This window comes from Mycobacterium bourgelatii (genome assembly GCF_010723575.1).
Lineage (GTDB): Bacteria > Actinomycetota > Actinomycetes > Mycobacteriales > Mycobacteriaceae > Mycobacterium > Mycobacterium bourgelatii.
This window is the reverse complement of the sequence record NZ_BLKZ01000002.1, coordinates 517,417-542,473: the sequence shown is the minus strand read 5'-3', so window position 1 is coordinate 542,473 and position 25,057 is coordinate 517,417. Positions and strand designations below refer to the sequence as shown.

Sequence of the window (25,057 nt, the reverse complement as noted above, 5' to 3'; positions counted from 1 at the left end):
AGCTTTACCTAAGTTAAGTAAGCCTATGCAGACGGGAAACTCAACTCTGACGTTGAATTCACGGCTGCTCATCGACAACTTCGGCGGGGACCTCCGCGTCGGCGGCCAATGCGTCGAACAACTTGCTGGCGGCGTCGTGGTTCCACACCACGACCGAGCCGACGTCTCCGTTGGTGAACTCGCCGATCGGAACGGTCAGATTACGAGTCTGCCCGCGCAGCGCCAGGCCGAGCCGGGCCAGGTCCCAGGCGTGATCGTCGCGGTCCACGAGGAGGGCGTTGACCACCGCGTGCGACACCGTGTACCAGCGCCACGGATTCAACCAGACGGCCGGGCTCGCGGCGCGCTGCATCAGCGCCGACATCGCCTGGCGCTGGTTGATCATCCGGTCCAGGTCGGCACGCGGTGTCGCCCGGCTGCGGACAAAGCCCAACGCGTTGCGGCCGGTGAGCTCCTGGCATCCGGCGGGCAGATCTATGCCGGCCAACGGGTCGTTGATGGGCGATGACGGGCACACCGTGATCCCGCCCAGCGCGTCGACCATGCCCGCGAATCCGGTGAACCCGATCTCGATGTAGTGGTCTAGACGCAGGCCGGTGGCCTGCTCGACGGTCTGGGCCAGCAGAGTTGGGCCGCCCGTCGTAAAGGCGGAGTTGATCTTGTCCTTGCCGTGCCCCGGGATCGGCACGTACGAATCACGGGGGATGGACACCAACGTCGTCGGGTTGCTGGAATCGAACGCCGGAACGTGCACCAGCAGGATGGTGTCGGTCCGGCCGGTGCCCATGTCGCCGCCCGTCGCCAGCTCTTCCTGCTGCTGGTCGGTCAGGTCTTGGCGACTGTCCGAACCGACCAGGAGCCAGTTCGTGCCGCGGCCGGGAGCCGGGCGGTCGGTGCCGGCGGTGAACACCGACACGCGGTGTAGCGAAGCGTCCAGCCACACCGTCCCGCCCACGACGCCCGCGCCGACCAGGATCACGACGATCAGCAGGGTCAGTGCGACCCGGCGTCCCCAGCGGCGCTTACTTTTCTGGCGCTTCGCTTTTGGGGTGACGGGACGCGGTGGTGGCGCGGGACGTCGAGGTGGTGGAGGCGCGGGGGGAGCCGTGGGGGCCGGCGGGCGCGGAGGAGGATCCCGGCGGTGGATCACCGGAGGGGGCTCCGACTGGGCTGGCCGAGCTGGCGGTTGCGAAAAGCGCGGTCTTTGCCGTGGTCTCCCGGATTCCGGGAGATCCGGTGGTCGACCGCCGTTCACCCGGTCAATTTACGTGCCCGCCCGTCTCCGGCGCACGGTGGTGCCCGCGGCCGCTGAGTCAAGTACCAGTTGAAATTCGGGTGGCATCGAGAGTCTTCACTCTGGGTATTGCTCATTGCACATCGGTTCACTAAACGAAGGCGAGCAAGCAATGACCAGACCCGCTGTTCGAGCGCAAAATCATGCCGGAGACGTCAGATCCAAAGTCGCACGGATCGGCCTGTTCGGCAAAGGAGCGCTGTACGCGCTTCTGGGGTTTTTGGCGATCAACGTCGCGCTGGGTAACCGCTCGTCGGATGGCGCCAGTGAGGTGGGGGCGATCCAGACCGTCGCGCAAGCCCCGTTGGGCAAGTTCCTACTGATTGCCTTGACGGCAGCCTTGATCGCGCTGGTGGTGTGGCTGGTGACCCAGGCCATCTCCGGTGACCCGATTGAAGGCTCAGACGGCAGTCACCGGGCGAAGTGCGCCGCCAAGGCCGTGCTGTACAGCGGTGCGGCGCTCGCGTCGCTCTCAGTCCTTATCGCGAACTGGGGCGGCAATGCCGAGACGGTCCCCGGCGGAAGCGGCGACGGCAAACAGCACGCCACCGCGGCGGTCATGGGCCTGCCCGGTGGACAGTGGATCGTCATGCTCGCCGGCCTCGCCGCGATCGCGTTCGGCGGCTACGAAATCTACAAGCACACCGTCAATCGCGACTTCATGAAGCGGCTGGGACAGCTGGACTACGACAAGCGCAGGCCCGTCGAAGCACTGGGCCGGGCGGGTTACGCGGGCAGCGGACTGGTGACGATCGGCGTCGGCTTCTTCCTCGTCGTCGCCGGCCTGACCTTCGACCCTGACGAAGCCAAGGGATTGTCCGGGTTGTTGGCCGAACTCGCCGGCCAGAGTTGGGGACAGCTCGTCCTCTGGCTGATCGCCATCGGCCTGTTCGCCTACGGACTGTTCTCATTTGCCGAGGCTCGCTATCGCCCGGTCACCTAGCGGTGTCGGCCGGAGCCGGGCCTTGATCGTCTGCGCCTACCGACGCGCGCGCAGTCCGTTGAGGAACGGGCAACCCATGAGCACCCGAATGGCCTGACTGAGACCGTTCATATCGTCCACCGGCTTGTGAAACGCCAGCCGTACGTCGCGGTCACCGTCGTTGCCCTCGACACGGAAACGGACGCCGTACCGGTCGAGCCCGAGCGGGCGGACCTGGCCGCGGCGCAAGGGTGCGGGCAGCCGGGAAACCAGCCGGGCGACGACGTCGTCGTGGACGGTGGCCAGGTGCCACAGCAAAGTCGCCTCGACTTCGCAGAACGGGTCGGGCCGGGCGGCCAGCAGGTCCTCGACGCGAACCGCTTCGGCGCCCGTCGCGTCCGTCACCACCACCGACGCCACCTCGAGTCGCAGCAATGCGTAGCGCGGCTCGTCGGCGTCGGCCGGGGCGGACTTCGGCGTCTCCACTTGTAGCAAGGCCGGATTCGGGTCCTCGGTGGCGATCAGGTCGAGGATCTTGGCCACCGCTCCCGGCGGTATGCGGTGCAGGCGGCCGCGGACCCACACCAACGATCGGACCGGTTCCCGCACCGGCAGCGGCGCATAGTCGGTCAGCTCCAGCAACGCCTGCGTCCCGCAAACGAGGCCGGCGCCGTGCTCGACGGGCACGGCCACCGCGAAGGTCCCGTCGTGGAGCAGGTGATGCACGGGGGTGGCGATCGGGCCATCACCGTCCACGGCCAGCAGTGCGCTATCGGCCCGCACACACGCGCTGCGGATGCGTTCGGCAGTCGTCGGCGTCGGCGTTGTGACGGTTGGCACGCATACCTCCTTGGCTTAGGTAAGCCTAAGTTAACTTACGACTGCGACGCGTCGCAAGGGGGGGCATCGTGGGCGCGCCATTAGGGTTGTCAGGGTGGCCCGCATCGCATATCTCGGTCCGGAGGGGACATTCACCGAGGCGGCGCTGCTGCAGATCTCTGCCGCCGGGCTGATCCCCGCGAACGCGGCGGAAACCGTCGAGCGGATACCGGTCGAAAGCACACCCGCCGCGCTCGACGCCGTCCGCGCCGGTTCCGCGGACTACGCGTGCGTGCCGATCGAGAACTCCATCGACGGATCGCTCGCGCAGACACTGGACAGCCTGGCCATCGGTTCGCCCCTGCAGGTGTTCGCCGAGACGACGCTCGATGTGGCGTTCAGCATCGTGGTGCGGGCGGGGTACGCAGCCGCCGACGTGCGGACGGTGGCGGCGTTTCCAGTGGCTGCCGCGCAGGTGCGCCGTTGGCTCACCGCCCACCTGCCCGACGTCGAGCTGTGCCCGGCGTATTCCAACGCCGACGCGGCGCGTCAGGTCGCCGATGGCCAGGTCGACGCCGCGGTGACATCGCCGTTGGCCGCCAAGCACTGGTCCCTGGACACGCTGGCCGAAGGCGTCGTCGACGAGAACAACGCCCGCACCAGGTTCGTGCTGATCGGCTTGCCCGGCCCGCCGCCACCGCGCACCGGAGCCGACCGCACGTCGGCGGTGCTGCGCATCGACAACAAGCCCGGGGCGCTGGTGGAAGCGCTGACCGAGTTCGGCATGCGCGGCATTGACCTCACCCGGATCGAATCTCGGCCCACCCGCACGGAACTGGGCACCTACATGTTTTTCGTCGACTGCAACGGCCACATCGACGACTACGCCGTCGCCGAGGCACTCAAAGCGCTGCACCGCCGTTGTGCTGACGTGAGATACCTGGGTTCCTGGCCGACGGGAGCGGCCCCCGATCCGAACTCCCCGGTGCCGCCACCGCCGGACACGGCGGAGAGTTGGTTGGAGCGGTTGCGCAAGGGCCAAGCCGATGCGGTGGCCGGGCCATGAGCGGGCGTCTGGTGCTGATGCGGCACGGCCAGTCGTACGGCAACGTCGAGCGCCGGCTGGACACCCGTCCCCCTGGCGCGGCGCTGACCCCGCTGGGGCGCGACCAGGCGCGGGCGTTCGCGCGGGCCGGTAGTCATCGGCCAGTGCTGCTGACGCACTCGGTGGCCATCCGGGCGTCGGAAACGGCATCGGTGATCGGTGCCGAGCTTGCCCTGCCCGTTCAGGCAGTGGTCGGCGTCCACGAGGTGCAGGTCGGGTCGCTGGAAAACCGCAACGACGACGAAGCGGTCGCGGAGTTCAACGCCATCTACGAACGGTGGCATCGGGGTGAGCTGGATGTGGCGCTGCCGGGTGGCGAGACGGGTAACGACGTCCTAGAGCGCTACGTGCCGGTGCTGACCGAACTGCGCATGCGCTACCTCGACAACGACGACTGGGACGGCGACATCGTGGTGGTGAGCCATGGCGCGGCTATCCGGTTGGCCTCCGCCGTGCTGGCCGGTGTGGACGGCAACTTCGTGCTGGACAACCATCTGGAAAACGCCCAATCGGTGGTGCTGGCGCCGATCACCGATGGACGGTGGAGTTGCCTGCGCTGGGGCGCCCACACTCCGCCGTTCTGGCCACCGGCCGCGGAGACTGTCGATCCCGTCGCGGATGCGGTCGGGTCAAGCACCGATCCGATGGGCTGAGTTGGCGAGCTCCTCGCCACAGGCGCACCCAACGGCGTCGCAGTCGATGACGAAGTCGTGCGCGAACAACTCCGGGGTGGTGCAGTCAGGCTCGGTGCACTCCGACCGATGCAGCGAGTGAACGATGACGGTGCCGTGGCAGTGATCCAAGCCTGCCCGGCAGTCGCGGCAGCCTGTGCTCATAAGCCGTTCATAGCACCGTGCTCCGACAAATCGGAGAGGCGCGCCCCTCAACCCCAGCCCAATTCGTCGAGTCGGTCGTCGTCGATGCCGAAATGGTGGGCGATTTCATGCAGCACCGTGATCGCCACCTGCTCGACGACTTCCTCCTCGGAGTCGCAGAAGTCCAGCAGGGCGTCGCGATAGATGGTGATGGCGTCCGGCAAGGCCCCGGCATAGTCGGAATCCCGCTCGGTCAACGCCACACCCTCGTAGAGGCCGAGCAGACCGTCCTCCTCAGGGTGGCGATCTTCGACGAGCACCACGACGTTGTCCATGGCGTCGGCCAGTTCGGGCGGGAGCATGTCCAGCGCGTCCGAAACCAACTCGTCGAACCGCTGCGGGTCCATCCGTACCGCCACGGGGGCTAGCTCACCGGTTCGCCCTCGGGAACCTGTCCTTCGGGTGCTGGGGCCGGCGGCGGCGCGCCGCCCTCCGGCGGTGGGGGGTTCGCGGGCGGCGGGTTCGCCGGCGGTCCATGCGGAGCGGCCGGAGGAGCTTGGTTGGCGGGAGGGGCTTGGGTGGCAGGCGACGACGGCGCTCGCGTCGGCGTCACCACCGGCTGCTGGTTGGGCAGGTGCTGGTTGCCCGGCGGGATGGTCGGGGTCTGCTGCGCCGGCGGCGTGGCGGCCTGGGTAGGCGCCTGGACGGGAATCGGCGGCAGGTTGAGCCGCTCCTCGGGAATGTCGGGTGGCGGTACCGGCGCCTGACCGTTGATCAGCAGCGGCCCCTTCGCGCTGTTGACCAACGTCGCCCAGCCGCCGTTGCCCAGCGTCGCGCCAACACTGCACGCGACCTCACGGCTGCCCGCCGACCAGCTGGCCAGCGACAGCGTGGGGTAGATCAGGGTCAGCGTGGTGGTCCGCAGCTTGATCGGCGCCAGGAATGCGTCGGTCATCCGGGTGCAGGCGTCTTTGATGAAGGCGTCCTGCTCCTGTTCGGAGGGCAGCACGTCGGGGAACTTCTCGGCCAGGTTGACCGTGCCGGTGACCTCCATCGCGTGGGGCGCCGCGCAATCGACGGGAACGTCTACCGGTTGATTCGTGGTGGAGTCGATGCCCAGGCAGGTGCCGGCCGGCCAGACCTTGGACTGGTTGATCTCGGCGACCTTCCCCTTGAAGGCAAGCTGTTGATTGTTCGGCCCGGGCAATTGCAGGCCGCACAGCATGCGGCGCTCGCCCGCGTGCCGCCAGGCGTTGTCACCGGCCCACAGCATGCTGATGCTGAACTTGCTGTTGGGATCGAACTTGGGGCCCATGTAGCGGCGCACCGCCGGCACGCACTGCTCCTCGTTGATCTGCTGAATGCGCGCCGGAGAGGGCGGGGCGGCGCTGGGACCGTACTCCGAGCCGGGGAAGGTCCGCATGTCGATGGGCTCTGCGACCTCGAAACGGTGGTCGTCGGTGCAGGGCACGAGGGTCGCCGCGTCCGGGGTGCCCTCCGGCCAGGTCAGGCAGCTGCCGCTGGTGGCACGGCCGAAGGTGGAGTTTGTCTTGCCGGCGGTGCTGGGCGTGGAGTTGGCATCGGTCAGGCCGAGCAGTCGCCCCGGCGCGTTGCCGACCTCCGGCAGCGCGGTCACCAGTCCGGCGATCAGTAGGCCGCCCAGCGCCGTGAGGAGCAGCGCACGCCTGGTTGACGACGGCTGCAGGGCCCGCCGCCAGCGACCCCCCGCCGAGGGCTGTTTCGCCTCGGCGGCAGGGGCGGCAGGCTCTCCCGCGGGTGTCTCCACCGGCGCGGGATCCTTCTCTGGAGCTTCCAACATCCGCTCCATTCTGACAGGGCGGAAACAGCGATGTAACAGATGTTGCAGATGTGAGACGTGAGGTCACGGGTTGGGCCGCCGAGCGTGGGGGGGCCGGCGGCCCTTCTCGCCGAACGTGTGGCCTGTGTACCGCTTGACGCGATTCCTGGGCCGCAAGCCACACACTCGGCGCGCGTGCCGTCGACCCCCGCCCGCCGAACGTGTGGCCTGTGTACCCGTCGAGGCGATTCCCGGGGCCGCAGGCCATACACTCGGCGCGCCTGGCGTCGGCCCTCGCCCGCCGAACGTGTGGCTCTTGCACCCGTCGAGGCGATTCCCGGGCCGCAGGCCCCACACTCGGCGCGCGAGACTAGCGGCGGCCCGTCGGCTCCAACACCTCCGTGCCCACGAAGGGCACCAGCGCCGCGGGCACACGCACACTGCCGTCCGGCTGCTGGTGGTTCTCCAGGATGGCGACCAGCCAGCGGGTGGTGCCGAGCGTCCCGTTGAGGGTGGCGGCGGTCTGCGGCTTGCCGTTGTCGTCGCGGTAGCGGGTGGACAGTCGGCGCGCCTGGAAGGTGGTGCAGTTCGACGTCGACGTCAGCTCGCGGTACGCACCCTGCGTCGGCACCCACGCCTCGCAGTCGAACTTCCGCGCAGCTGACGACCCCAGGTCGCCCGCCGCCACGTCGATCACCCGGTACGGCACCTCGATGTGCGCCAGCATCTCGCGCTGCCAACCCAGTAACCGCTCGTGTTCGGCCTCGGCATCGGCGGGCTTGCAGTAGACGAACCCTTCCACCTTGTCGAACTGGTGCACCCGGATGATGCCGCGGGTGTCCTTGCCGTAGCTGCCGGCCTCCCGTCGGAAACATGAAGACCAGCCCGCATAGCGCAGCGGCCCACCGGAGAGGTCCAGGATCTCATCGGCGTGATAACCGGCCAGCGGTACTTCGGAGGTGCCGACCAGGTACAGGTCGTCGGCCTCCACCCGGTACACCTCGTCTGCGTGGGCGCCCAGGAATCCGGTGCCGGCCATGACTTCGGGGCGGACCAGCACGGGCGGGATCATCGGAATGAAGCCGTTGTCGACGGCCACCTTCAGCGCCAGCTGCAACAGACCCAACTGCAACAGCGCGCCGCGTCCGGTCAGGAAGTAGAACCGCGAGCCGGACACCTTGGCGCCACGCTGCATGTCGATCAGGCCCAACGACTCCCCGAGTTCCAGGTGGTCCTTCGGAGTGTCCAGCGTCTTGGGCTCGCCGACCACGTCGAGCACCGCGTAGTCGTCCTCGCCGCCAGCGGGAACGCCGTCCAGGATCACGTTCGAGATCGCCATGTGCGCCGCGACGAAAGCCGCCTCCGCTTCGGCCTGGCTGGCTTCGGCGGCCTTGACCTGCTCGGCCAATTCCTTGGCGCGTTGCAGCAACGCCGGGCGCTCGTCAGGTGACGCCTTGCCGACGCTCTTACTGGCGGCCTTCTGCTCGGCGCGCAATGCATCCGCAGAAGAGATCGCCGCCCGGCGCTGCGCGTCCGCGGTCAGCAGCGCGTCCACCAGCGCCGGATCTTCCCCCCGGCTGAGTTGGGAGCGGCGTACGGCGTCAGGGTCTTCCCGGAGCTGCTTCAGGTCGATCACGGCCGCAAGACTACTTTCGCCGGTGGCATGCGCGCCCAGTGTGTGGCGTATTGCCCTGGATCCGCGGCGGCGGGTGACTAGGCCTCACCTTCGGCGGGCCGGGCCCGCTGGCGGGCGCGCCGAGTGTGTGGCGTATTGCCCTGGATTCGCGGCGGGGGGTGCCCAGGCCGCACGTTCGGCGAGCGGTGCCCGCCGCGAAAGCCGGGTCAGGCGTCGACCGTCTGGCGCGCTTGCTCGTGCCGGCGCTGCCGTTCGATGGTGGCGAAGTAGAAGGCAAACGCGAAGGCGAAGCTGGTGAACAGGCTGCTGACGAAGAACAGCCACGGCCGCTTGAAGCCACGCCGATACCCGTCGATGGTCGAAAACAGGGGCAGCAGAATGACATTCGCGATCGTGTAGTCCTGCCCCGCCGACCCCGCGGCCGGGTTGACGAACATCAACTGGATGTACTGCGTCCAGCTCCCGGGACCCCAGATCGGGTTGTGCACCCCGGTAATCCCGTGCGGCGCGTACTCCTGCACGAAGCGGATGTTGAAGTACCAGCCCAGGGCGATCGAGGCGATGCCGACCCCGTAGTACACCAGCTCCAATGGCGAGAAAGCCGGTCCGCCCGAGGGTCTGGCGTAGACCGCGGGATTCGACCTGACGATCCAGAGGATGACGGCGATACCGAGGACAGCGTGGAGGAGTAGCGACACCATTGGCGCAGTCTCACCCCGCGGCCAAAGTTTTGTCAATATTGTCAAAAAGGACTCATAGCAGACTTGGTATCTTGCTCGAATGGTCAGGCCCGCACAGACCGCGCGCAGCGAACGCACCCGCGAGGCGCTGCGCCAGGCGGCGCTGGTTCGGTTCCTGGCCCAGGGAGTAGAGAACACGTCCGCCGAGCAGATCGCCGCGGATGCCGGCGTCTCGCTGCGCACGTTCTACCGCCACTTCAGCTCCAAGCACGACCTGCTGTTCGCCGACTACACCGGGTTGAACTGGTTCCGCGCCGCGCTTGACGCCAGACCCGTCGACGAACCGGTGATCGACTCCGTCCAAGCCGCCATTTTCGCCTTCCCGTACGACGTAGAAGCGGTGACGAAGATCGCGGCGCTGCGGGGTGGCGAGATAGACCCGAGCCGAATCGTGCGACACATCCGAGACGTCCAGGCCGACCTTGCCGACGCCATTCAGGTGCAACTACAGAAGCGCAACCGATCGGCAGAACAGCTGCCCGATGCCAAGCTGCGCGCCACGGTGACGGCGCGTTGTATCGCGGCCGCGGTGTTCGGGGCGATGGAGGCGTGGATGTTGGGGGAGGACCGCTCGCTCGGCGAACTGGCCCGGGTGAGCCACCTTGCTCTGGAGGCCCTGCGGAACGGCATCACCGACACCTGGCGGCCGGGAGAAGTTTCGTCATAATTGACAAAACTTGCGGCGTCGTGCCAGCCTCCAAGTCTGGGAGGGCGTCTGGGATCGTCTGGGAGGTCTCGAAAAAAAATGTCTGACTACGACGCGATCGTCATTGGTGCGGGCCACAACGGGCTGACGGCAGCGGTGCTGTTGCAGCGGGCCGGCCTGCGGACCGTATGCCTGGATGCCAAGCTCTACGCCGGCGGCATGGCCTCCACCGTGGAGCTGTTCGACGGCTACCACTTCGAGATCGCGGGATCGGTGCAGTTCCCCACCTCGGCCGAGGTCATCGGCGAACTCGGTCTGGACACGCTGCCGACGGTCGACCTCGAGGTGATGGCGGTAGCGCTGCGCGGTGTCGGCGACGACCCGCTGGTCCAGTACAGCGACCCGATGAAGATGTTCGCTCACCTCAACGAGGTGCACGGCGCCGACGCCGTGGCCGGCATGGGCGGGTTGATGATGTGGGCCCAGGCGCCGACGCGCGCACTGGGCCGCTTCGAGGCCGGCACCCTGCCGAAGACCTTCGACGAGATGTATGCCTGCGCCACCAACGAATTCGAGCGATCGGCGATCGACGACATGCTGTTCGGGTCGGTCACCGAAGTGTTGGACCGCTACCTCCCGGACCGCGAGAAGCACGGTGCCATCCGCGGCTCGATGACCATGCTGGCGGTCAACACCCTGTACCGCGGACCGTCGACGCCGGGCAGCGCCGCGGCCCTGGCCTTCGGCCTCGGGATGCCGGAGGGCGACTTCGTGCAGATGAAGAAGCTGCGCGGCGGCATCGGCGCGCTCACCGCACACCTGGCCCACCTGTTGGAGGCCGACGGCGGCGAGGTCCGACTCCGTTCCAAGGTCACCGAGATCCTGGTCGACAGTGGTCCGTCCGGGGCCAGGGTCAGCGGCGTCCGCACCGAGGCCGGTGACACGCTGAGCGCGCCCATCGTGGTTTCGGCCATCGCCCCCGACGTCACCATCAACGAACTGATCGACCCCGCGGCGGTGCCGTCGGAAATCCGGGACCGCTACGCGCGCATCGACCACCGCGGCAGCTACCTACAGATGCACTTCGCGCTGAACGAGGCGCCCCGTTTCGTCGCGCCCTACGAGGCGCTCAACGACCCGAGCATGCAGGCATCGATCGGCATCTTCTGCACACCCGAGGAAGTCCAGCAGCAGTGGGAGGACGCCCGCCGGGGAATCGTGCCCGCCGACCCGACCGTCGTGCTGCAGGTCCCGTCCGTGCACGATCCGGACCTAGCGCCGCCGGGCAAGCACGCCGCTTCGGCGTTCGCGTTGTTCTTCCCGATCGAAGGCGGTGCCGACTACGGCCAGGCGAAGATCGAGATGGGCCAACGGGTGATCGACAAGATCAACCGGTTGGCGCCGAACTTCGAGTCGAGCATCATTCGGCACACCACCTTCACCCCCCGGCACATGGGGGTGATGTTCGGGGCTCCCGGTGGTGACTACTGCCACGGGCTGTTGCACTCTGACCAGATCGGTCAGAATCGGCCGGGCCCGAAAGGCTTTATCGGCCAACCGATCCCGGTCGAGGGTCTGTACCTGGGCAGCGCCGGGTGCCACGGTGGACCGGGCATCACCTTCACCCCCGGCTACAACGCGGGCCGCGCGGCCCTGGCCGACCGCTAGCCGCGGCCGCCAGGCCGCGCCAGTCTCCCGACGCGGCCCGTCACCTGGCCGCCGCCTGGCCGCCGCGTGGCCGCGTGGCCGCGTGCAAGCCCGCGGCGCGCGAGCCTGAATCTCTGCAGGAAAAGATCGAGTGGCGACCTGCCAGGTTTCAGGCTCGCGATTAGCCGCGGATCAGCCGCGGCCCGTCACCTGGCCGCCGCCTGGCCGCCGCGTGGCCGCGTGGCCGCGTGCAAGCCCGCGGCGCGCGAGCCTGAATCTCTGCAGGAAAAGATCGAGTGGCGACCTGCCAGGTTTCAGGCTCGCGATAACCTTGCCTGCACAATTTCCGAGCTCGGGGGAGGCCCGCGCGCTTGATCGCGGCCGATCCGCGGCTGTTCTGGCAGAGAATTCCGCCCGCCGTAGTTCTACGTTGGCGAGAAGGGGTCGAGCTAAGCCCGGTCGTTCTCCCGCTTGAGCAGATCGTCCAACAGGGCGGTGAAGTCGTCGGGGCGTGCCGGCGTGCAGGCGGGCTGCGGCCGCTCACCGGGGATGTCGAAGGTAATCAGCATCGACTTCAACGGCCGGTACACATCCAGCGGCAGCCAACGGCGCCGGTTGAGGTCGGGGCTACCCCAGATGTTGAACCGAGCCATCAGCAGACCCAGCGGTTCGGCCTTATAGCCGCGGATCTTACTCACCGGGATGACCTTGGCGGTGCCGGACGGGAAGTCGTACCGACGCAGCGTAATGGCCTGGCGGTCAGCCTGAATCACGCCGTCGTCATAGAACTGCATCATGCGCGCGAACTCCGTAACTCGTGACCGCGGGTGGTAAGGCAGCGACCGTCATCGAGTCGCCACTGCCAACCGTGGAGGTTGCAGGTTAGCGTGTTCCCTTCCACCACACCAAATTTCGACAGATCAGCCTTGAGGTGCGGGCAGCGGCGCTGAATCTCCCAGCCGTCCAAGGTGATCGAGGCGGAATCGTCATGGGTCTCGGCGAACCAGCCGTCGGCGTAGGCGATTCGCTCATCGGTCAGGCACTTGAAGAACGTGTACAGATATTCGTTGTAGCCGCCGACCCGCCAGGCCTTGAACCGGGTGGACAGGAATATCGTGTTGACCCAGTCGGGTTCCTGGTCGCGCAACACGGTGCGAACGAGTTCGGGCTCGATGGCAAACCCGTACCGGAACTTCTCGTCGGGAATGCGTTCTCGCACCGTACGTTTCGGAAAGTCCAGGACGACGGTTTCAAGGCCGAGGACCAATTCCACGGGATAGCCGATGCCGTCGCAGATCTCGTTGCTCTGCAACATGATCGGTTCGAACAGCGCCCGCAGCGGTTCCAGCAGCGGCTCCCCGGACGCCGGCGCCCAGGTGGCCTTCTCCGCTGCCAGCACCGGTGCCATCCGTTCGGCATAGTCCGCGATGTACGCCGACTTGCCCGTGGTGAAGATCGCCTCGACCTGATCGGTGGGCAGCGGGTGCGTGAGCGAATTCAGTGTGGTGCCGGTGAAATCCGCGACGGACCCGGGGATCATCAACAGGCCGCCATCGTGGCCGTGGGTGCGCATCTGGTCGAGGAACACCATCTGGTCAGGGAAGATGTTGGCCGGGTCACCCTGGTCGTCGTTGAGTTGGCGCAACTCGGGGTCCAGGAAGCAGGGAGGTCCGGCCGACGGCACCACCCACGTCGCGCCCACCTGCGCGATGTATTGGCGCGCGCGGTCCATCTGGCGCTGCCGCTTTTGGGTGCCGAACGCCTCCTTGGCGCGGGCGGGCATGTCGTAGACCATCGGGTACCAGATCGCGCCCGAGTACTGCAGCAGATGCACGTCGATGTGGCCGAAGTCCGCTGCCAGCACGTCCAACTCGACGGGGCGCGCGTCGTTCATGTTGAAGACCGTCGTCTCGCCGTCGGAAACGACCAGTGCCGAGTCACCGATCGGGCCGTCGGCGGGGGCGCGCAGGGCGATGATCATGATGTCGAGGTCGCCCTTGGGGCCCGACAGCTGGTGCTGGACGGAGTCCGTGGTCTCGAAGAACCGGTGAAAGCCCAGCTTCCGCAACTCGTTTTGCAGGTCGGGCACCGGGAAATCGGGCAGCAGGACGACCGCGTCCTTGTTGACGTGCTCGGTGAGCAGCTTGGCGTCGAAGTGGTCCTTGTGCAGATGCGAGACGTACAGGTAGTCGCAGTCGCCCAGGGCGTCCCAATCCAGCGTGCTGTTGTCGGGAAAGGGAAACCACGACGCGAAGTACGCGGGGTTGACCCAGGGGTCGCAGAGGATGCTGCCCGCCCGGGTCTGAATCAGAAAGCCGGCGTGGCCGACGCTTGTGACCTGCACAAATGCCTTTCAAATCCGTTTTCAAAGACGGTTGGATTCCGCCACGAGCTTAGCTTGAATCTCAAAGGTCGGGGTCTTGCCACAGCCGCTGGTAGTAGTCGATGCGCGGCGGGTCGGGCTCGATGCCGTAGGCGGCGAACAGTTCCGCCTCCCAGTTGCGGCCGGGGTAGTTCCAGCCCAGCGAAAGGGCGGCCACCGCCAGATCGGCCCACCGGTCAGCCACGCCGAGCTCGCCGAAGTCGACGTGGCCGCAGTACCGGCCGGCCTCGTCGAGCAAGGTGTTCGGCGCGCACGCGTCACCGTGGCAGACGACCAGCCGATCGATCGGCGGTGGTTCGGGAAGGTTGGCGCGGTGCGCCGGGTGCAGCACCGGCAGCCGCGCCTGGACCGACCAGTCGAACGGACACGACGACACGGGCAGGCTGTCGTGCAGGGTGCGCAACCCCACCCCGATCGCGCGGACCGCGAGCTCCGGGTTGGCCCGCCAGCGGGGGTGCACCGCGGACAAGCCGGGCAGGCCGCGGGTGCGCAGCCACGACCAGTCCCCGTCGGCCCCGAAATCCAGGACCTCCGGCACCGGGATGTACTGGCCGGCCCAGCGGAGCCGTCGTGCTTCGTTCGGGAAGTCGGCCCACTCCTTGGCAACCTTGATGTACTCGGCGCCGGCGCCCACCCGGAAGGTGACGCCGCCCAACTCGTTGAGCCAGATTGCGCGCACCGGCCGCCCGGCGGCCAGCCGGTGTACGACCTCAGGCACCTCCGGCGGCGACGACGGAAAGGACAACCGCCACCCCCTCCGACTTCGGGTTTTACCCACTTCTGGCACGAGCACTAGGCTGAACTGCTGTGGAACCGGTATACGGCACTGTCATCCAGATCGCCCGCCTGATATTTCGAGTACAGGGTCTCAAGATCACTGTGACCGGCGTGGAGAACCTGCCGACCAGCGGCGGCGCCGTCGTCGCCATCAACCACACCGGCTACCTCGACTTCATGCTGGCGGGCCTGCCCTTCTATCAGCAGGGCCTGCATCGCAAAGTGCGGTTCATGGCCAAGCAGGAGGTGTTCGACCACAAGATCACCGGGCCGATCATGCGTTCGCTGCGGCACATTCCGGTGGATCGAGCGAGCGGTGGCGCTTCGTTTGATGCGGCGGTCGAGAGGCTCAAAGCCGGCGAGTTGGTGGGCGTCTACCCGGAGGCGACGATCAGCCGCAGCTTCGAGATCAAGGAGTTCAAGAGCGGCGCCGCCCGAATGGCGATCGAGGCCGGGGTGCCGATTCTTCCGCACATCGTCTGGGGCGCGCAGCGCGTGTGGACCAAGGGCCACCCGAAAAAACTGCTTCGCCCGAAGGTGCCGATTCAGGTGGTGGTCGGCGAACCGATCGAACCCACCCTCCCGGTCGGCGAACTGAGTGCTCTGCTGCATTCGCGAATGCAGCACTTGCTTCTCCAGGCGCAGGAACAGTACGGGCCGCATCCGGCGGGTGAGTTCTGGGTGCCGCGCCGGTTGGGTGGTAGTGCCCCCACGCTGGCCGAGGCGGCGCAAATGGACGCGGAGGAGGCGGCAATGAAGGCGGCGCTGCGCGCCGAGCGGGCTCATCCCGCCCGAGCACCGGAGCAGTGATCCGTGGCGGAGCCGATTTACCGCGCCTGCGAAGAGCTGGCCAAGCTGCTGGTGCTGGCGACCAGAGCGCAGATCACCTACGTCGGGGAAGAAAACATCCCCGAACGCGGGGGCGCCGTGATCGCGATCAACCACACCAGCTACGTCGACTTTCTCCCGGCTGGGTTGATCATGCGCCGCCGACACCGCCGGTTGAGGTACATGCTCAAGGCCGAGATGCAGAAGGTGAAGATCGTCAACTTTCTGATCAAGAAGAACGGGGCCATTCCCGTCGAACGCAGCTCGGGCGCGGATGCGTACGTCCACGCGGTGCAGGCGCTACGGGACGGCGAGTTGGTCGCGGTCTATCCGGAGGCCACGATCAGCCGTAGCTTCGAGCTGAAGGATTTCAAGACGGGCGCCGCGCGCATGGCCATCGAAGCGGACGTCCCGATCATCCCGCTGATCGTCTGGGGTGCACAGCGGATCTGGACCAAGGACCATCCACGTCAACTAGGCCGCAAGAAGATACCGGTGACGGTGGCGGCTGGTCCGCCGTTTCGGGCCGCCGAGGACATCGCGACGACCAACCAAATGCTGCGTGACGCGATGAACACGCTCCTGCACCGCGTGCAGGAGAGCTATCCAATGGAGGCCGGCGCGTGGTGGGTGCCGCGCCGGCTCGGTGGTAGTGCCCCCACGCTGGCCGAGGCGGCTCAGTTGGACGCGGCCGAGTTGGTTAGCCGTTCACAGCATCATTCAAGGTCGGGGGAAGGATAATCAGGGCATGGCGGAACCGTTTTTCCGATTCATGGAATTTTTTGTTCCATCGGTAGTTGCGCTGAACGGGAACAAGATCAATTACGAGGGCCTCGAGCACATTCCTAGCCACGGTGGCGCCCTGATCACGCTGAATCACACCAGCTACGTGGACTGGATTCCCGCCTCGCTGGCCGCGCTGGAGCGCAAGCGGCGGCTTCGATTCATGATCAAGGCGGAAATGCAGGACGTCAAAGCCGTCAACTACGTGATCAAGCACACCCAGCTCATCCCGGTCGACCGCTCTCTGGGCCACGAGGCGTACGCCGTTGCGGTGCAGCGGTTACGCGAGGGCGAAATCGTCGGGTTGCATCCGGAGGCAACGATCAGTCGCAGTTACGAACTGCGCGAATTCAAGACCGGTGCGGCGCGGATGGCGATCGAGGCGCGGGTGCCGATTATCCCGATGATTGTTTGGGGGGCACACCGGATTTGGCCTAAAGACCACCCGAAGAAGCTGTTCCGCAACAAGGTTCCGATCGCCGTGAAAATCGGAGCCCCGATGTGGCCGCAAGGCGACCTTGAAACGTTCAATCGCGCCTTGCGCCAGGTGATGAACACGATGCTCTACCAGGTGCAGGAGGAATACCCGCATCCGCCGGGGGAATATTGGGTGCCGCGCCGACTGGGCGGCAGCGCGCCGACCCCCGAGGAGTCCAGGGAATTCCGCATCGCCGAACTCGCGGAGCGGATGCAGAAGCGCGGGCACGACGGCGTGAGCCGAGCCAAACCCGACCGAGGTAGATCGCGCTGACAACATCAAACGCGTCGCCGGCCCAGCGGCCGGCTCTCATCGCCTGCGACGTAGACGGCACTTTGTTCAATCACGACGAAACCGTCTCCCCCCGCACTCGGGCCGCGGTGCACGCCGCGGTTGCCGACGGCGCCCAGTTCGTCATAGCCACCGGCCGCCCGCCGCGCTGGATCCGGCCCGTCGTCGAGGAGCTCGGCTTTGCTCCGATGGCGGTGTGCGCCAATGGCGCAGTCATCTATGACCCCTCCACCGACACCGTGGTGTCAGCGCGCACGCTGTCCGTCGACACCTTGGCGCAGTTGGCGGAGATCGCGACGCGGGTGATACCCGGCGCTGGGCTGGCCGTCGAGCGGATCGGTGAACGCGCGCACGACACGGCGTCCCCCCAGTTCGTCAGCTCACCGGGCTACGAGCACGCCTGGCTCAATCCGGACAACACCGAGGTGTCCGTCGAGGACTTGCTCAGTGCGCCGGCGATCAAGCTGCTGATCCGCAAGGCGGGCGCAACCAGCGCCGATATGGCGGCCGAACTGGCTGGGCATATCGGTACCGAGGGCGACCTGACGTACTCGACCAACAACGGCTTGATAGAGATCGTGCCGCGCGGCATCAGCAAAGCCACGGGTGTCCGCGAGGTCGCCGATCCGCTGGGCATTCCGGACGCGGCCGTGGTGGCGTTCGGCGATATGCCCAATGACGTGCCGATGCTGCTGTGGGCGGGTCGTGGGGTGGCGATGGCCAATGCGCACCCCGCCGCGCTCGCCGCCGCCGACGAGGTCACGGCCCCCAACAGCGAGGACGGCGTCGCACGAGTTCTGGAGCGGTGGTGGCGTTAGGTCGGCAGCCAATGGTGGTATGGAAGAGAGCCCGCGTGCGTGATGTCGCCGCGCACGGCCCGAATCGACCGGAGGACAGCTAGTGGGGGACGACGAAGACCCACCAGGCAAGGGCGGGTCCGAGGAGAGCGCGTCCAGCGAACAACCTGACGCGCAACCGCCTCAGTCGGGGGACAAAACACCGGAGGGGCTCAAGTCGACGGATGAGCCGTCGGAGGGGCCGAGGATATCGCAGCCATGGAAGTCGGCCGACCAAGATAAGCGGGCCAGACCCACCAAGTCACGTCCGCCGGGGACCCCCGGCAGCGTCAAGTTCCAGGACGCGGAGACGACCAAGCCCCGCCCGCCGACACCAGCGGAGCTGCGGGCACGCAGGAAGTTCGAGGAGAAGCAGCGCGCATTCGAGGAGGCGCGGCGCGCGGCGGAGGAGAAGCGTCGCAAGCAGAAGCGGGTCCTGATGGGCTCGGCGGCCGCGGTGGGCGTGGTGGGTCTGGTGGCGGCCTTCGGGTATTGGATGTTTTCCCCGGAGCATGTCACCGCGCAATGTGTGCAGGACGATCCCAACGGCCAACCGGTGGTCGTCCCGGACAGCTACTGCACCGGCCACACCGCGGGCATGAACGGGTTCTTCTTCTGGGGCGGACACCAGTACCGCTACTACTACGGCAGCAGGGGTTCGGTCGGGCAGCGACCGATCGGCGGAACCACCGCCCGTCCCCCGGGCGCACACATCACTACCAAGTCGGGCACCACGGTTCAGCGCGGTGGCTTCGGCGGAGGCGGGGGCAAGGGGAGCAGCGGCTCGTGAGGCGCGGCAGGACGACCCCGCGGCCTAATTGGCAGTCGATCGTCGAATCGCAAGGGTTGGTGTATGGCACGCCGGCACGTGACGCGAGCGGCGCCGCCCGGCCGTACTGGGACGAGTCGGTGTACTACGAGTTCGAGATGGACGAGATCCTGGCCCTCGAGGCCGACGTCGAACTGCTCCACTCGATGTGCCTCAACGCCGTCGAGCAAGTGGTGCTGATGGAGCGGTACGCGGATTTCGGACTGCCGGAATGGAGTTGGCCCGCGATCGCCGAATCATGGCGGCGCTCCGATCCGCATGTCTATGGCCGCTTCGACTTGCGATACGACGGGCGACGGCCGGCGGTGCTGCTCGAGTACAACGCCGATACGCCGACGACCTTGTTGGAAGCCGCGATCCTGCAATGGTATTGGCTCAAGGACAAGTTCCCCGATGACGACCAGTGGAACTCGCTGCACGAACAACTGGTTGACCGATGGAAGGTCGTGGGCGATCAATTGCCCACCAACCACCTGCATCTGAGTTGGTCGGGCGTGGAATACACTGGCGAGGACCAGATTACGACGACCTACATGCAGGAGACCGCGGCCGAAGCCGGCTTCGAGACCATCGGCCTGATAATCGAGGACATCGGCTGGGACAACGCCCTGGAACGGTTCGTCGACCTGGAAGAGGCGCCGATCCACGCGATGTTCAAGCTGTATCCCTGGGAGTGGGTGCTCGACGACGAGTTCGGCAAGTACGCGGTGTCGAGTCTGCCGCAGACGATGTGGATCGAGCCGTTGTGGAAGACACTGCTTTCCAACAAGGCGATCTTGGCGGTGTTGTGGGAGATGTACCCGGGACATCCGAATCTGTTGCCCGCCTACCTGGACGACCCGCACGAGCTGACCGAATACGTGCGCAAGCCGAAGCTCGGCCGCGAGGGAGCGAATGTCACCATCGTGGGCGCCGGGATGGAGACGGCGACCGGGGGCGTCTACGGCGAAGAGGGCTTTGTCTACCAATTGCTGGATCCCTTACCAGAATTCGACGGAATGCGACCCGCGCTGGGTGCCTGGATCGTCGGTGATTCGTCCGCCGGCCTGGGCATCCGCGAGACCGCGGGTTTGATCACCGACGACGGCGCAGCTTTCGTCCCACACCGAATCCCTTTGAAGTGAACGGAGATCATCGATGACGACAACCATCGTGGCGCTGGCGCCGGAATATTGGAGTCGGCTCGGCCACGGGGTCAGTGCCATCGTTTTGTACGCGATCCTCGGGCTGGTGCTGATGATCATCGGCTTCTATGCCATCGACTGGACCACGCCCGGGCATCTGCGCCGTTTGGTCAGCGCGGGAAATCCGAACGCGATCATCGTGACCGCGGCGGGGATGGTCAGTATGGCGCTGATCGTGGTGCTGGCCATCTACTCGGCATCGGGCCAATTGGTTGAGGGATTGTTGGCCGCGGCGCTCTACGGGTTGGTCGGGATCGTCGCACAGGTTGGGATGATGCGGATCGCGACGCTGGTGCTCGGCATCGACGTCGACGCGTTGTTCCATGCCGAGGAGTACCGCTACGAGTCGCGCATCGTGGCTTCAGCGCAGATCGCGTTGGGGCTCGTGGTCGCGGTCGCGATCCTGTGAGTTTTGTTGCTACGCGGTCGGTCTGATGGCTAGCGCGACTTGCTGAGGTATGTAGTTGACCAGCAGGGGAACCAGCCCCATGAACGGCGTGCCGAAGACGGTGATTTCCACCGGATTTGGGGGTGGGAAAGGCGGATTCGGGGGGACCCAGCCGGGGAAGGTCATCGTCGCGGTCACAGGGTGGGGTGGAACGAGAATCCCGTCGAACGGCAAGTGCAGGGTGATCAGTATTTCCGTCGGTAACGGTGCTAGGAGGCCCGTCGGGACCGGTACCGCCACGTCCAAAGTGGTGGCGAGGTTGAGGTAGCCGTTCAGCGTGTTCGCCGGAAGGTCGATGAGCGCACCCAGTGCGCCCAGACCGTTGCCGGCCCATAGGGCCTGCTGAATCGACTCCAGGCTGGTGGCGAAGGCATTCAGTCCGGCGAACGGCGCACCCACCGCCGCATAGGAGAGAACCAACGGCATCCCGAAGAAGGCGCTGAGGGTTCCGGCGGCGAAGTCAGGAATCGATGGAGTGGGTGGGTTCGGGGGCGTCGGCGGTATGTACATTTCCGCCTCGATGCTCGGGGTAGTGGAGACGACGAGCACGTTGGTGAGATTCTGCGACATCTGCTTGAGGATGGGTACCGATGTCAGGTTCGTCAGGTATTGCGCCTCTTGCCCGCCGATGTCGAGCAGGGCGAAGAAATCTGCCAGCGGCCCGAGCGGCACGGGTTTGGCTATGGCGAGCACCGAATTGTCACCCGGAGTGGTCACCACGACGTTGCTGGTGTCGAACCCGGTGATCAGCAGGTTCGCGGTGGCCTGACCGAGGGTGGCCACCGAGGCGTTGAAGTCGCCCGCGAAGAACTGCTGTATCGACGTGTGAACCCCGGTGCGGAACGCGGGCAGCCCGTTCCACAGGCCGTTCATCATCTGGTTGAAGGTGTGGCCGAAGGCCTGGGCGAAGGCGACCTGCTGGCCGATGAACTGTTGGGTGTACTGCGCAAACGGGAAGTTGATGAGCCCTTGGATGCCGGTCTGGACGGCCGACGGCAGATTGACGAGGTTCTGGGGGAAGTTCTCGATGAAGCTGCGAACTCCGTAGGAGATCATCTGCGAGTAGCGCAGCCAGTTGCCGCCGACCGCCTGGAGCATCGGGAACGGGTACGCCTCCCAGGCGGCGAAGAGCGCCCGCAGGTTGGTAGACGTGTTTTCGAAGAGCCGCACGTAGGCGCCGCCGGTGGCGGTCTCCGCGGTGGCCACGCCTCCGCCGTTGAGGAATGTCTGGACTTGCCCGGTCAGTGCGCTCGCCGTCTGCCTGGCGTTGGCGAGTTCGGCGTTGACGTACGCGGCCGCCCCGCCGTTGAGCAAACGTACGAATTCGGCATGGAAGTTGGCCGCTTGGTTGTTAACGGCTTGAAATTCCGCGCCGAAGCTGCTGAACAGCCGCGAGATGGCCACCGACACCTCGTCGGCGGCAGCGGTGGCGATGCCGGTGGTGGAGCCAGCGGCGGCGGTCGCTGCCTCCTGCAGCGTCGAGCCGATGCCGGCCAAGTTGCCGGCCGCAGCCGTCACTGCCTCCGGCGCTGTGACCACGAACGACATGGCCCGGTCCTCCTGATGGTCTTATTGACGACTCTGATAGCCAAGGCAAATGGAGCGTAGTCTCACCCGGCCCGTCCGCGTCGGATAATGCGCGTCTCTTGTCCTAATTGCCGCATAGTGTTCGCGCAGCGGACTTTCCGTACCGTCAAGCCGCACCCGTGACAACCAGACTCAGGGTGATCAACAGTCATGTCCGTCCCGTAGGGGCTAAAGATCAGCACGCGCTTACCGGTGGGACAGATCAGTTGGAGGACGACCCAACAGGACGTCAGTCAGACGCAGGGTCGCCGCGGGCAGCGGCTGCCACGACCATCATCGACCAGGCCGCTTTATCAGCATCAATGTCGTACCTCGGACGTACAATTCGAACATGAGTTCGAGTAGCCAAGGGGCGTTCGCCGCGGCGTATGACGCGCTGCATGAGGCGGTGTCGGCCGTGCTCGAACTGTGCCCGGAGATGTTGAGTGGGCGGGAAAGCTTGCAGTACTTAGAGGCGTTGATCACCGAGGTGCGCCGGTTGCCGGTGGCGCGGCACGCGTTGATCCATCACCTGCAAACCCAAACCAGCGAAGAAGAGTTGGGCGGCAAGCTGGCGCGGGTGCTGGCCAACCGGGTGCGCATCACCCGCGGGGAAGCCAACCGCTGGATCGGCGAAGCCGCCGACCTCGGACCCCGCCGGGCCATCAACGGCGAACCCCTGGAACCGTTGTTGCCGGCCACCGCCGAAGCCCAACGCCAGGGCCGCCTGGATGAATCCCACGTCCGGATCATCCGCAAGTTCTTCGCCCACCTGCCCACCGGGGTCGATCTGGACACCTGCGCCAAAGCCGACCGCGACCTGTCGAAGCTCGGTGGTGACTACCGGCCCGATCAACTGGAAAAGCTCGCGCAAAAGACCATGGACGCCATCAACCCCGACGGCGACTACACCGAAGAACAAGACCGCGCCCGCAAACGCTGCATCATCATCGGCAAACAAGGCCCCGACAAAATGTCACCGATCAGCGGCTACCTGAGCCCCGAAGCGCGCGCCACCTTCGAAACGGTGCTGGCCAAACTCGCCGCCCCTGGCATGTGCAACGCCGCCGAGAAGAAACCCTGCGTTGACGGCACCCCCTCCCAAGAGGCCATCACCGCCGACACCCGCAGCCCCGGGCAACGCAACCACGACGGGCTGCTGGCCGGTTTGCGCGCCCTGCTGGCCAGCGGCGACCTCGGCCAGCACAACGGGCTGCCGGCCACCATCATCATCACCACCACCCTGCAGGAACTCGAAGCCGCCGCCGGCACCGGCCTCACCGGCGGCGGCACCCTGCTACCCATGTCCGATGTGATCCGCCTCGCCCGCCACTCCCACCACTACCTGGCCGTATTCGACAACGGCAAAGCCATCGCCCTGCACCACAGCAAACGCCTGGCCTCCCCCGGACAACGCATCGTGCTCTACGGCAAAGAACACGGCTGCTCCGCACCCGGCTGCGAGGTCTCCGGCTACTACTGCGAAGTCCACCACGTCACCGCCTGGGCCCAATGCCACACCACCGAGGTCAACAACCTGACCTTCGCCTGCGGCCCCGACCACCGCCTGCTCGACAAAGGCTGGACCACCCGCAAAAACACCACCAACGACACCGAATGGATCCCCCCACCCCACCTCGACCACGGCCAACCCCGAACCAACACCTTCCACCACCCACAAAAACTCCTACGCAACGGGGACGACGATGAAATCCCCTAGGGTGCAGCGTGTTCGGTGGCAAGGCGCAGGGATGCTAGCGTCGCCAACCACGCCCGCACGGTCCCAACCGTCAGGCGAGACCCGACCGTCAGCGCCGGTTGAGTCGCAACGGCACGGACACCGGGCCACGCAACGACGGCGTTGTGCTCCACCGCACGGGACCGGCCAGTTCGAGACTGTCGACTTCGTCGAGCAGGCAGTCGATGGCCGTAGCCGCCTCAAGCCGGGCGAGATGAGCGCCCATGCAGAAGTGCAGCCCGTGACCGAAGGCGACGTGTCCGGTGGTGTCGCGGTGGACGTCGAAGCGGTCGGGGTCGTCGAACTTGGCGGGATCGCGGTTGGCCGATCCATAGAACAGCAGCACCTTTGCGCCCCTGGGAATCACCGTGTCGCCGACGTGATAGTCGGTGATCGCCGTCCTGGCCGCCCACTGAACCGGCGAGCCCCAGCGTGCCGTCTCCTCGACCGCGGCGGGGAGCAGGCTGCGGTCGGACTTGAGTTCGGCGAACAACTCTGGATCCTCGGCCAGCCTGATGAGCAGCATCCCCAACAGGTTGGTGGTCGTCTCGTTGCCGGCCACCAGCAGTACCAGGACGTAGAGAAAAGCCTCCTGCTCCGTGAGTTCACCGGACACCGTTGCCGCCTGCAGGCGAGTCAACAGATCATCAGCGGGCTCCGTTGCGCGGCAGCGCATTTCAGCGTCCGAAAAGCACCGCAGGCGCAGATACGCCTGCATGGCGTTCCCCATGAGGCGCACCATGCCGGACAAGGATTGGGGACCGAAGATCTGCGCGAACTTTTCCGACACCGCCCGAAATCCCGGCCACTGCTCGCGGGGAATTCCGAGAATTCTGGCGATCACGTTGATCGGCATGGGGACGGTCAGCGCCGGGACCATGTCGACGACGTTGCCGGCGTTCAGCCCCGCGATCGCCTCATGGGCCAACTCGCGGATGTCGGTCGTCCAGATCTGGACGGCGCGCTTGTTGAACATCGGCGCGACGACGTGCCGCAACCGGGTGTGATCCGGGGGATCGGCGAATACCACCATGTTGGCCACGAAAGAACGCAGCATGACGCCGTCTCGCGACGAGAGTTTGTCGTTGGCGCGGACGGCGGCGTGCACGTCGTCATAGCGGCCGAGCATCCACACGCCCAACCGCTCATTGACCACCACGGGGTGCTCACGAATCCGCCGGAAATCGGGGTACGGGTCCGGGATGTTCCGCGCCAGCGTGGGGTCGAATGTCGTGCGCGGCAGCGCCGCGGGCGCCGAGCGCGGATGCGGCCGACGCAGATCGCGGTAGCCGCCGGTCGCCACCGGACGCCAGATGTCGCCTACGGAGCTGCGCGCCGCCGAGACGAGGGCCCGCGGCGGCGGCTTGAGCAGATCGGTCGCCACGCCGAAGACGCTAAGGCCTGGTACGTGTAATGGGAATAGCCGATCGTGCCTGTCCTGCGTTGATGCTGCGGTTTGGGCGGTGGTTACTCGCACTTCGTCGCCCTGGGCGC

The 25,057-nt window shown here is 66.5% G+C and carries 25 protein-coding genes; 13 read left to right on the top strand and 12 right to left on the bottom strand.

The genetic code is table 11. The features are described from left to right. Positions 1–58: 58 nt before the first annotated feature. Positions 59–1,255, bottom strand: a complete 1,197-nt coding sequence (locus G6N68_RS27480; protein ID WP_163719316.1) for an LCP family protein — start codon at positions 1,253–1,255, stop codon at positions 59–61. A gap of 151 nt (positions 1,256–1,406) precedes the next feature. Here G6N68_RS27480 and G6N68_RS27475 point away from each other — a divergent pair, with 151 nt between their 5' ends. After that, entirely contained in the window at positions 1,407–2,237 is an 831-nt protein-coding gene (locus tag G6N68_RS27475) for a DUF1206 domain-containing protein (protein WP_163719315.1), read from the top strand. Positions 2,238–2,273: 36 nt separating this feature from the next. Here G6N68_RS27475 and G6N68_RS27470 read toward each other — a convergent pair whose 3' ends face one another. Next, entirely contained in the window at positions 2,274–3,056 is a 783-nt protein-coding gene (locus G6N68_RS27470; RefSeq protein WP_163719314.1) for a DUF2470 domain-containing protein, read from the bottom strand. 94 nt (positions 3,057–3,150) lie between these two features. Between G6N68_RS27470 and pheA the strand changes: the two genes are divergently transcribed. Continuing rightward, positions 3,151–4,101, top strand: a complete 951-nt coding sequence (gene pheA, locus G6N68_RS27465) for a prephenate dehydratase (RefSeq protein WP_163719313.1) — start codon at positions 3,151–3,153, stop codon at positions 4,099–4,101. Further along, positions 4,098–4,793, top strand: coding sequence for a histidine phosphatase family protein (locus tag G6N68_RS27460; protein WP_163719312.1), 696 nt, complete (start codon positions 4,098–4,100; stop codon positions 4,791–4,793). Before pheA ends, G6N68_RS27460 begins: the two co-directional genes overlap by 4 nt. Here G6N68_RS27460 and G6N68_RS27455 read toward each other — a convergent pair. From G6N68_RS27455 to G6N68_RS27435, 5 genes are all read right to left on the bottom strand, one after another. After that, complete coding sequence (locus G6N68_RS27455; RefSeq protein ID WP_163719311.1) at positions 4,770–4,976, bottom strand: hypothetical protein; 207 nt, start codon at positions 4,974–4,976, stop codon at positions 4,770–4,772. The two genes, G6N68_RS27460 and G6N68_RS27455, sit on opposite strands and share 24 nt — an antisense overlap. A 47-nt stretch (positions 4,977–5,023) precedes the next feature. Next, complete coding sequence (locus G6N68_RS27450; RefSeq protein ID WP_163719310.1) at positions 5,024–5,374, bottom strand: metallopeptidase family protein; 351 nt, start codon at positions 5,372–5,374, stop codon at positions 5,024–5,026. Between the two features lie 5 nt (positions 5,375–5,379). Next, the gene (locus G6N68_RS27445) at positions 5,380–6,774 is read right to left on the bottom strand and encodes a septum formation family protein (RefSeq protein ID WP_163719309.1); all 1,395 of its coding nucleotides are present in this window, start codon (positions 6,772–6,774) and stop codon (positions 5,380–5,382) included. A gap of 349 nt (positions 6,775–7,123) precedes the next feature. Then, positions 7,124–8,389, bottom strand: a complete 1,266-nt coding sequence (serS, locus tag G6N68_RS27440) for a serine--tRNA ligase (protein WP_163719308.1) — start codon at positions 8,387–8,389, stop codon at positions 7,124–7,126. 206 nt (positions 8,390–8,595) lie between these two features. Then, a complete protein-coding gene (locus G6N68_RS27435; protein WP_163719307.1) occupies positions 8,596–9,090 on the bottom strand; it encodes a DUF2834 domain-containing protein in 495 nt (164 codons plus the stop codon). Positions 9,091–9,169: 79 nt separating this feature from the next. On the opposite strand from G6N68_RS27435, the gene G6N68_RS31270 reads away from it, so the two are divergent. Further along, positions 9,170–9,796, top strand: coding sequence for a TetR/AcrR family transcriptional regulator (locus G6N68_RS31270; protein ID WP_240355947.1), 627 nt, complete (start codon positions 9,170–9,172; stop codon positions 9,794–9,796). Between the two features lie 78 nt (positions 9,797–9,874). After that, the gene (locus G6N68_RS27430) at positions 9,875–11,443 is read left to right on the top strand and encodes a phytoene desaturase family protein (protein WP_240355945.1); all 1,569 of its coding nucleotides are present in this window, start codon (positions 9,875–9,877) and stop codon (positions 11,441–11,443) included. 428 nt (positions 11,444–11,871) lie between these two features. Here the strand turns inward: G6N68_RS27430 and G6N68_RS27425 are convergent, their stop codons facing one another. The 3 genes from G6N68_RS27425 to G6N68_RS27415 form a co-directional block, all read right to left on the bottom strand. Then, entirely contained in the window at positions 11,872–12,219 is a 348-nt protein-coding gene (locus G6N68_RS27425; protein ID WP_163719306.1) for a hypothetical protein, read from the bottom strand. Beyond that, the gene (locus G6N68_RS27420) at positions 12,216–13,766 is read right to left on the bottom strand and encodes an MBL fold metallo-hydrolase (RefSeq protein ID WP_163719305.1); all 1,551 of its coding nucleotides are present in this window, start codon (positions 13,764–13,766) and stop codon (positions 12,216–12,218) included. Before G6N68_RS27420 ends, G6N68_RS27425 begins: the two co-directional genes overlap by 4 nt. A gap of 61 nt (positions 13,767–13,827) precedes the next feature. Further along, a complete protein-coding gene (locus G6N68_RS27415) occupies positions 13,828–14,550 on the bottom strand; it encodes a phosphotransferase (RefSeq protein WP_163719304.1) in 723 nt (240 codons plus the stop codon). Positions 14,551–14,612: 62 nt separating this feature from the next. Here G6N68_RS27415 and G6N68_RS27410 point away from each other — a divergent pair, with 62 nt between their 5' ends. The 7 genes from G6N68_RS27410 to G6N68_RS27380 all read left to right on the top strand — a co-directional run bounded on the left by G6N68_RS27410 (position 14,613) and on the right by G6N68_RS27380 (position 20,220). Continuing rightward, positions 14,613–15,392 (top strand): lysophospholipid acyltransferase family protein, encoded by a 780-nt coding sequence (locus tag G6N68_RS27410; RefSeq protein ID WP_163719303.1) that lies wholly within the window; start codon positions 14,613–14,615, stop codon positions 15,390–15,392. A 3-nt stretch (positions 15,393–15,395) separates the two neighbouring features. After that, the gene (locus G6N68_RS27405) at positions 15,396–16,151 is read left to right on the top strand and encodes a lysophospholipid acyltransferase family protein (RefSeq protein WP_163719302.1); all 756 of its coding nucleotides are present in this window, start codon (positions 15,396–15,398) and stop codon (positions 16,149–16,151) included. A 7-nt stretch (positions 16,152–16,158) separates the two neighbouring features. Beyond that, positions 16,159–16,944, top strand: a complete 786-nt coding sequence (locus G6N68_RS27400) for a lysophospholipid acyltransferase family protein (RefSeq protein ID WP_163719301.1) — start codon at positions 16,159–16,161, stop codon at positions 16,942–16,944. Beyond that, positions 16,941–17,780: an HAD family hydrolase gene (locus tag G6N68_RS27395; RefSeq protein WP_163719999.1), complete on the top strand. Its 840-nt coding sequence runs from the start codon at positions 16,941–16,943 to the stop codon at positions 17,778–17,780. The genes G6N68_RS27400 and G6N68_RS27395 overlap by 4 nt, the downstream gene beginning before the upstream one ends. An 82-nt stretch (positions 17,781–17,862) precedes the next feature. Further along, positions 17,863–18,588, top strand: a complete 726-nt coding sequence (locus G6N68_RS31265) for a hypothetical protein (protein ID WP_240355943.1) — start codon at positions 17,863–17,865, stop codon at positions 18,586–18,588. Continuing rightward, the gene (locus G6N68_RS27385; protein ID WP_163719300.1) at positions 18,585–19,751 is read left to right on the top strand and encodes a glutathionylspermidine synthase family protein; all 1,167 of its coding nucleotides are present in this window, start codon (positions 18,585–18,587) and stop codon (positions 19,749–19,751) included. The genes G6N68_RS31265 and G6N68_RS27385 overlap by 4 nt, the downstream gene beginning before the upstream one ends. 13 nt (positions 19,752–19,764) lie before the next feature. Next, complete coding sequence (locus G6N68_RS27380; RefSeq protein WP_163719299.1) at positions 19,765–20,220, top strand: DUF350 domain-containing protein; 456 nt, start codon at positions 19,765–19,767, stop codon at positions 20,218–20,220. 9 nt (positions 20,221–20,229) lie between these two features. Here G6N68_RS27380 and G6N68_RS27375 read toward each other — a convergent pair whose 3' ends face one another. Beyond that, positions 20,230–21,807, bottom strand: a complete 1,578-nt coding sequence (locus tag G6N68_RS27375) for a PE family protein (protein WP_163719298.1) — start codon at positions 21,805–21,807, stop codon at positions 20,230–20,232. 370 nt (positions 21,808–22,177) lie between these two features. Here G6N68_RS27375 and G6N68_RS27370 point away from each other — a divergent pair, with 370 nt between their 5' ends. Beyond that, a complete protein-coding gene (locus tag G6N68_RS27370; RefSeq protein ID WP_163719297.1) occupies positions 22,178–23,545 on the top strand; it encodes an HNH endonuclease signature motif containing protein in 1,368 nt (455 codons plus the stop codon). An 88-nt stretch (positions 23,546–23,633) separates the two neighbouring features. Here the strand turns inward: G6N68_RS27370 and G6N68_RS27365 are convergent, their stop codons facing one another. Beyond that, positions 23,634–24,947, bottom strand: a complete 1,314-nt coding sequence (locus tag G6N68_RS27365; protein WP_163719296.1) for a cytochrome P450 — start codon at positions 24,945–24,947, stop codon at positions 23,634–23,636. Between the last annotated feature and the right edge of the window lie 110 nt (positions 24,948–25,057).

What these genes read in the sequence shown, in the direction of transcription:
- G6N68_RS27380 (WP_163719299.1), top strand. Translation starts at nt 19,765, where the DNA reads ATGACGACAACCATCGTGGCGCTGGCGCCGGAATATTGGAGTCGGCTC.
- G6N68_RS27445 (WP_163719309.1), bottom strand. Translation starts at nt 6,774, where the DNA reads ATGTTGGAAGCTCCAGAGAAGGATCCCGCGCCGGTGGAGACACCCGCG.
- G6N68_RS27370 (WP_163719297.1), top strand. Translation starts at nt 22,178, where the DNA reads ATGAGTTCGAGTAGCCAAGGGGCGTTCGCCGCGGCGTATGACGCGCTG.
- G6N68_RS27475 (WP_163719315.1), top strand. Translation starts at nt 1,407, where the DNA reads ATGACCAGACCCGCTGTTCGAGCGCAAAATCATGCCGGAGACGTCAGA.
- G6N68_RS27375 (WP_163719298.1), bottom strand. Translation starts at nt 21,807, where the DNA reads ATGTCGTTCGTGGTCACAGCGCCGGAGGCAGTGACGGCTGCGGCCGGC.
- G6N68_RS27435 (WP_163719307.1), bottom strand. Translation starts at nt 9,090, where the DNA reads ATGGTGTCGCTACTCCTCCACGCTGTCCTCGGTATCGCCGTCATCCTC.
- G6N68_RS27455 (WP_163719311.1), bottom strand. Translation starts at nt 4,976, where the DNA reads ATGAGCACAGGCTGCCGCGACTGCCGGGCAGGCTTGGATCACTGCCAC.
- G6N68_RS27400 (WP_163719301.1), top strand. Translation starts at nt 16,159, where the DNA reads ATGGCGGAACCGTTTTTCCGATTCATGGAATTTTTTGTTCCATCGGTA.
- G6N68_RS27460 (WP_163719312.1), top strand. Translation starts at nt 4,098, where the DNA reads ATGAGCGGGCGTCTGGTGCTGATGCGGCACGGCCAGTCGTACGGCAAC.
- G6N68_RS27425 (WP_163719306.1), bottom strand. Translation starts at nt 12,219, where the DNA reads ATGATGCAGTTCTATGACGACGGCGTGATTCAGGCTGACCGCCAGGCC.
- G6N68_RS31270 (WP_240355947.1), top strand. Translation starts at nt 9,170, where the DNA reads ATGGTCAGGCCCGCACAGACCGCGCGCAGCGAACGCACCCGCGAGGCG.
- G6N68_RS27430 (WP_240355945.1), top strand. Translation starts at nt 9,875, where the DNA reads ATGTCTGACTACGACGCGATCGTCATTGGTGCGGGCCACAACGGGCTG.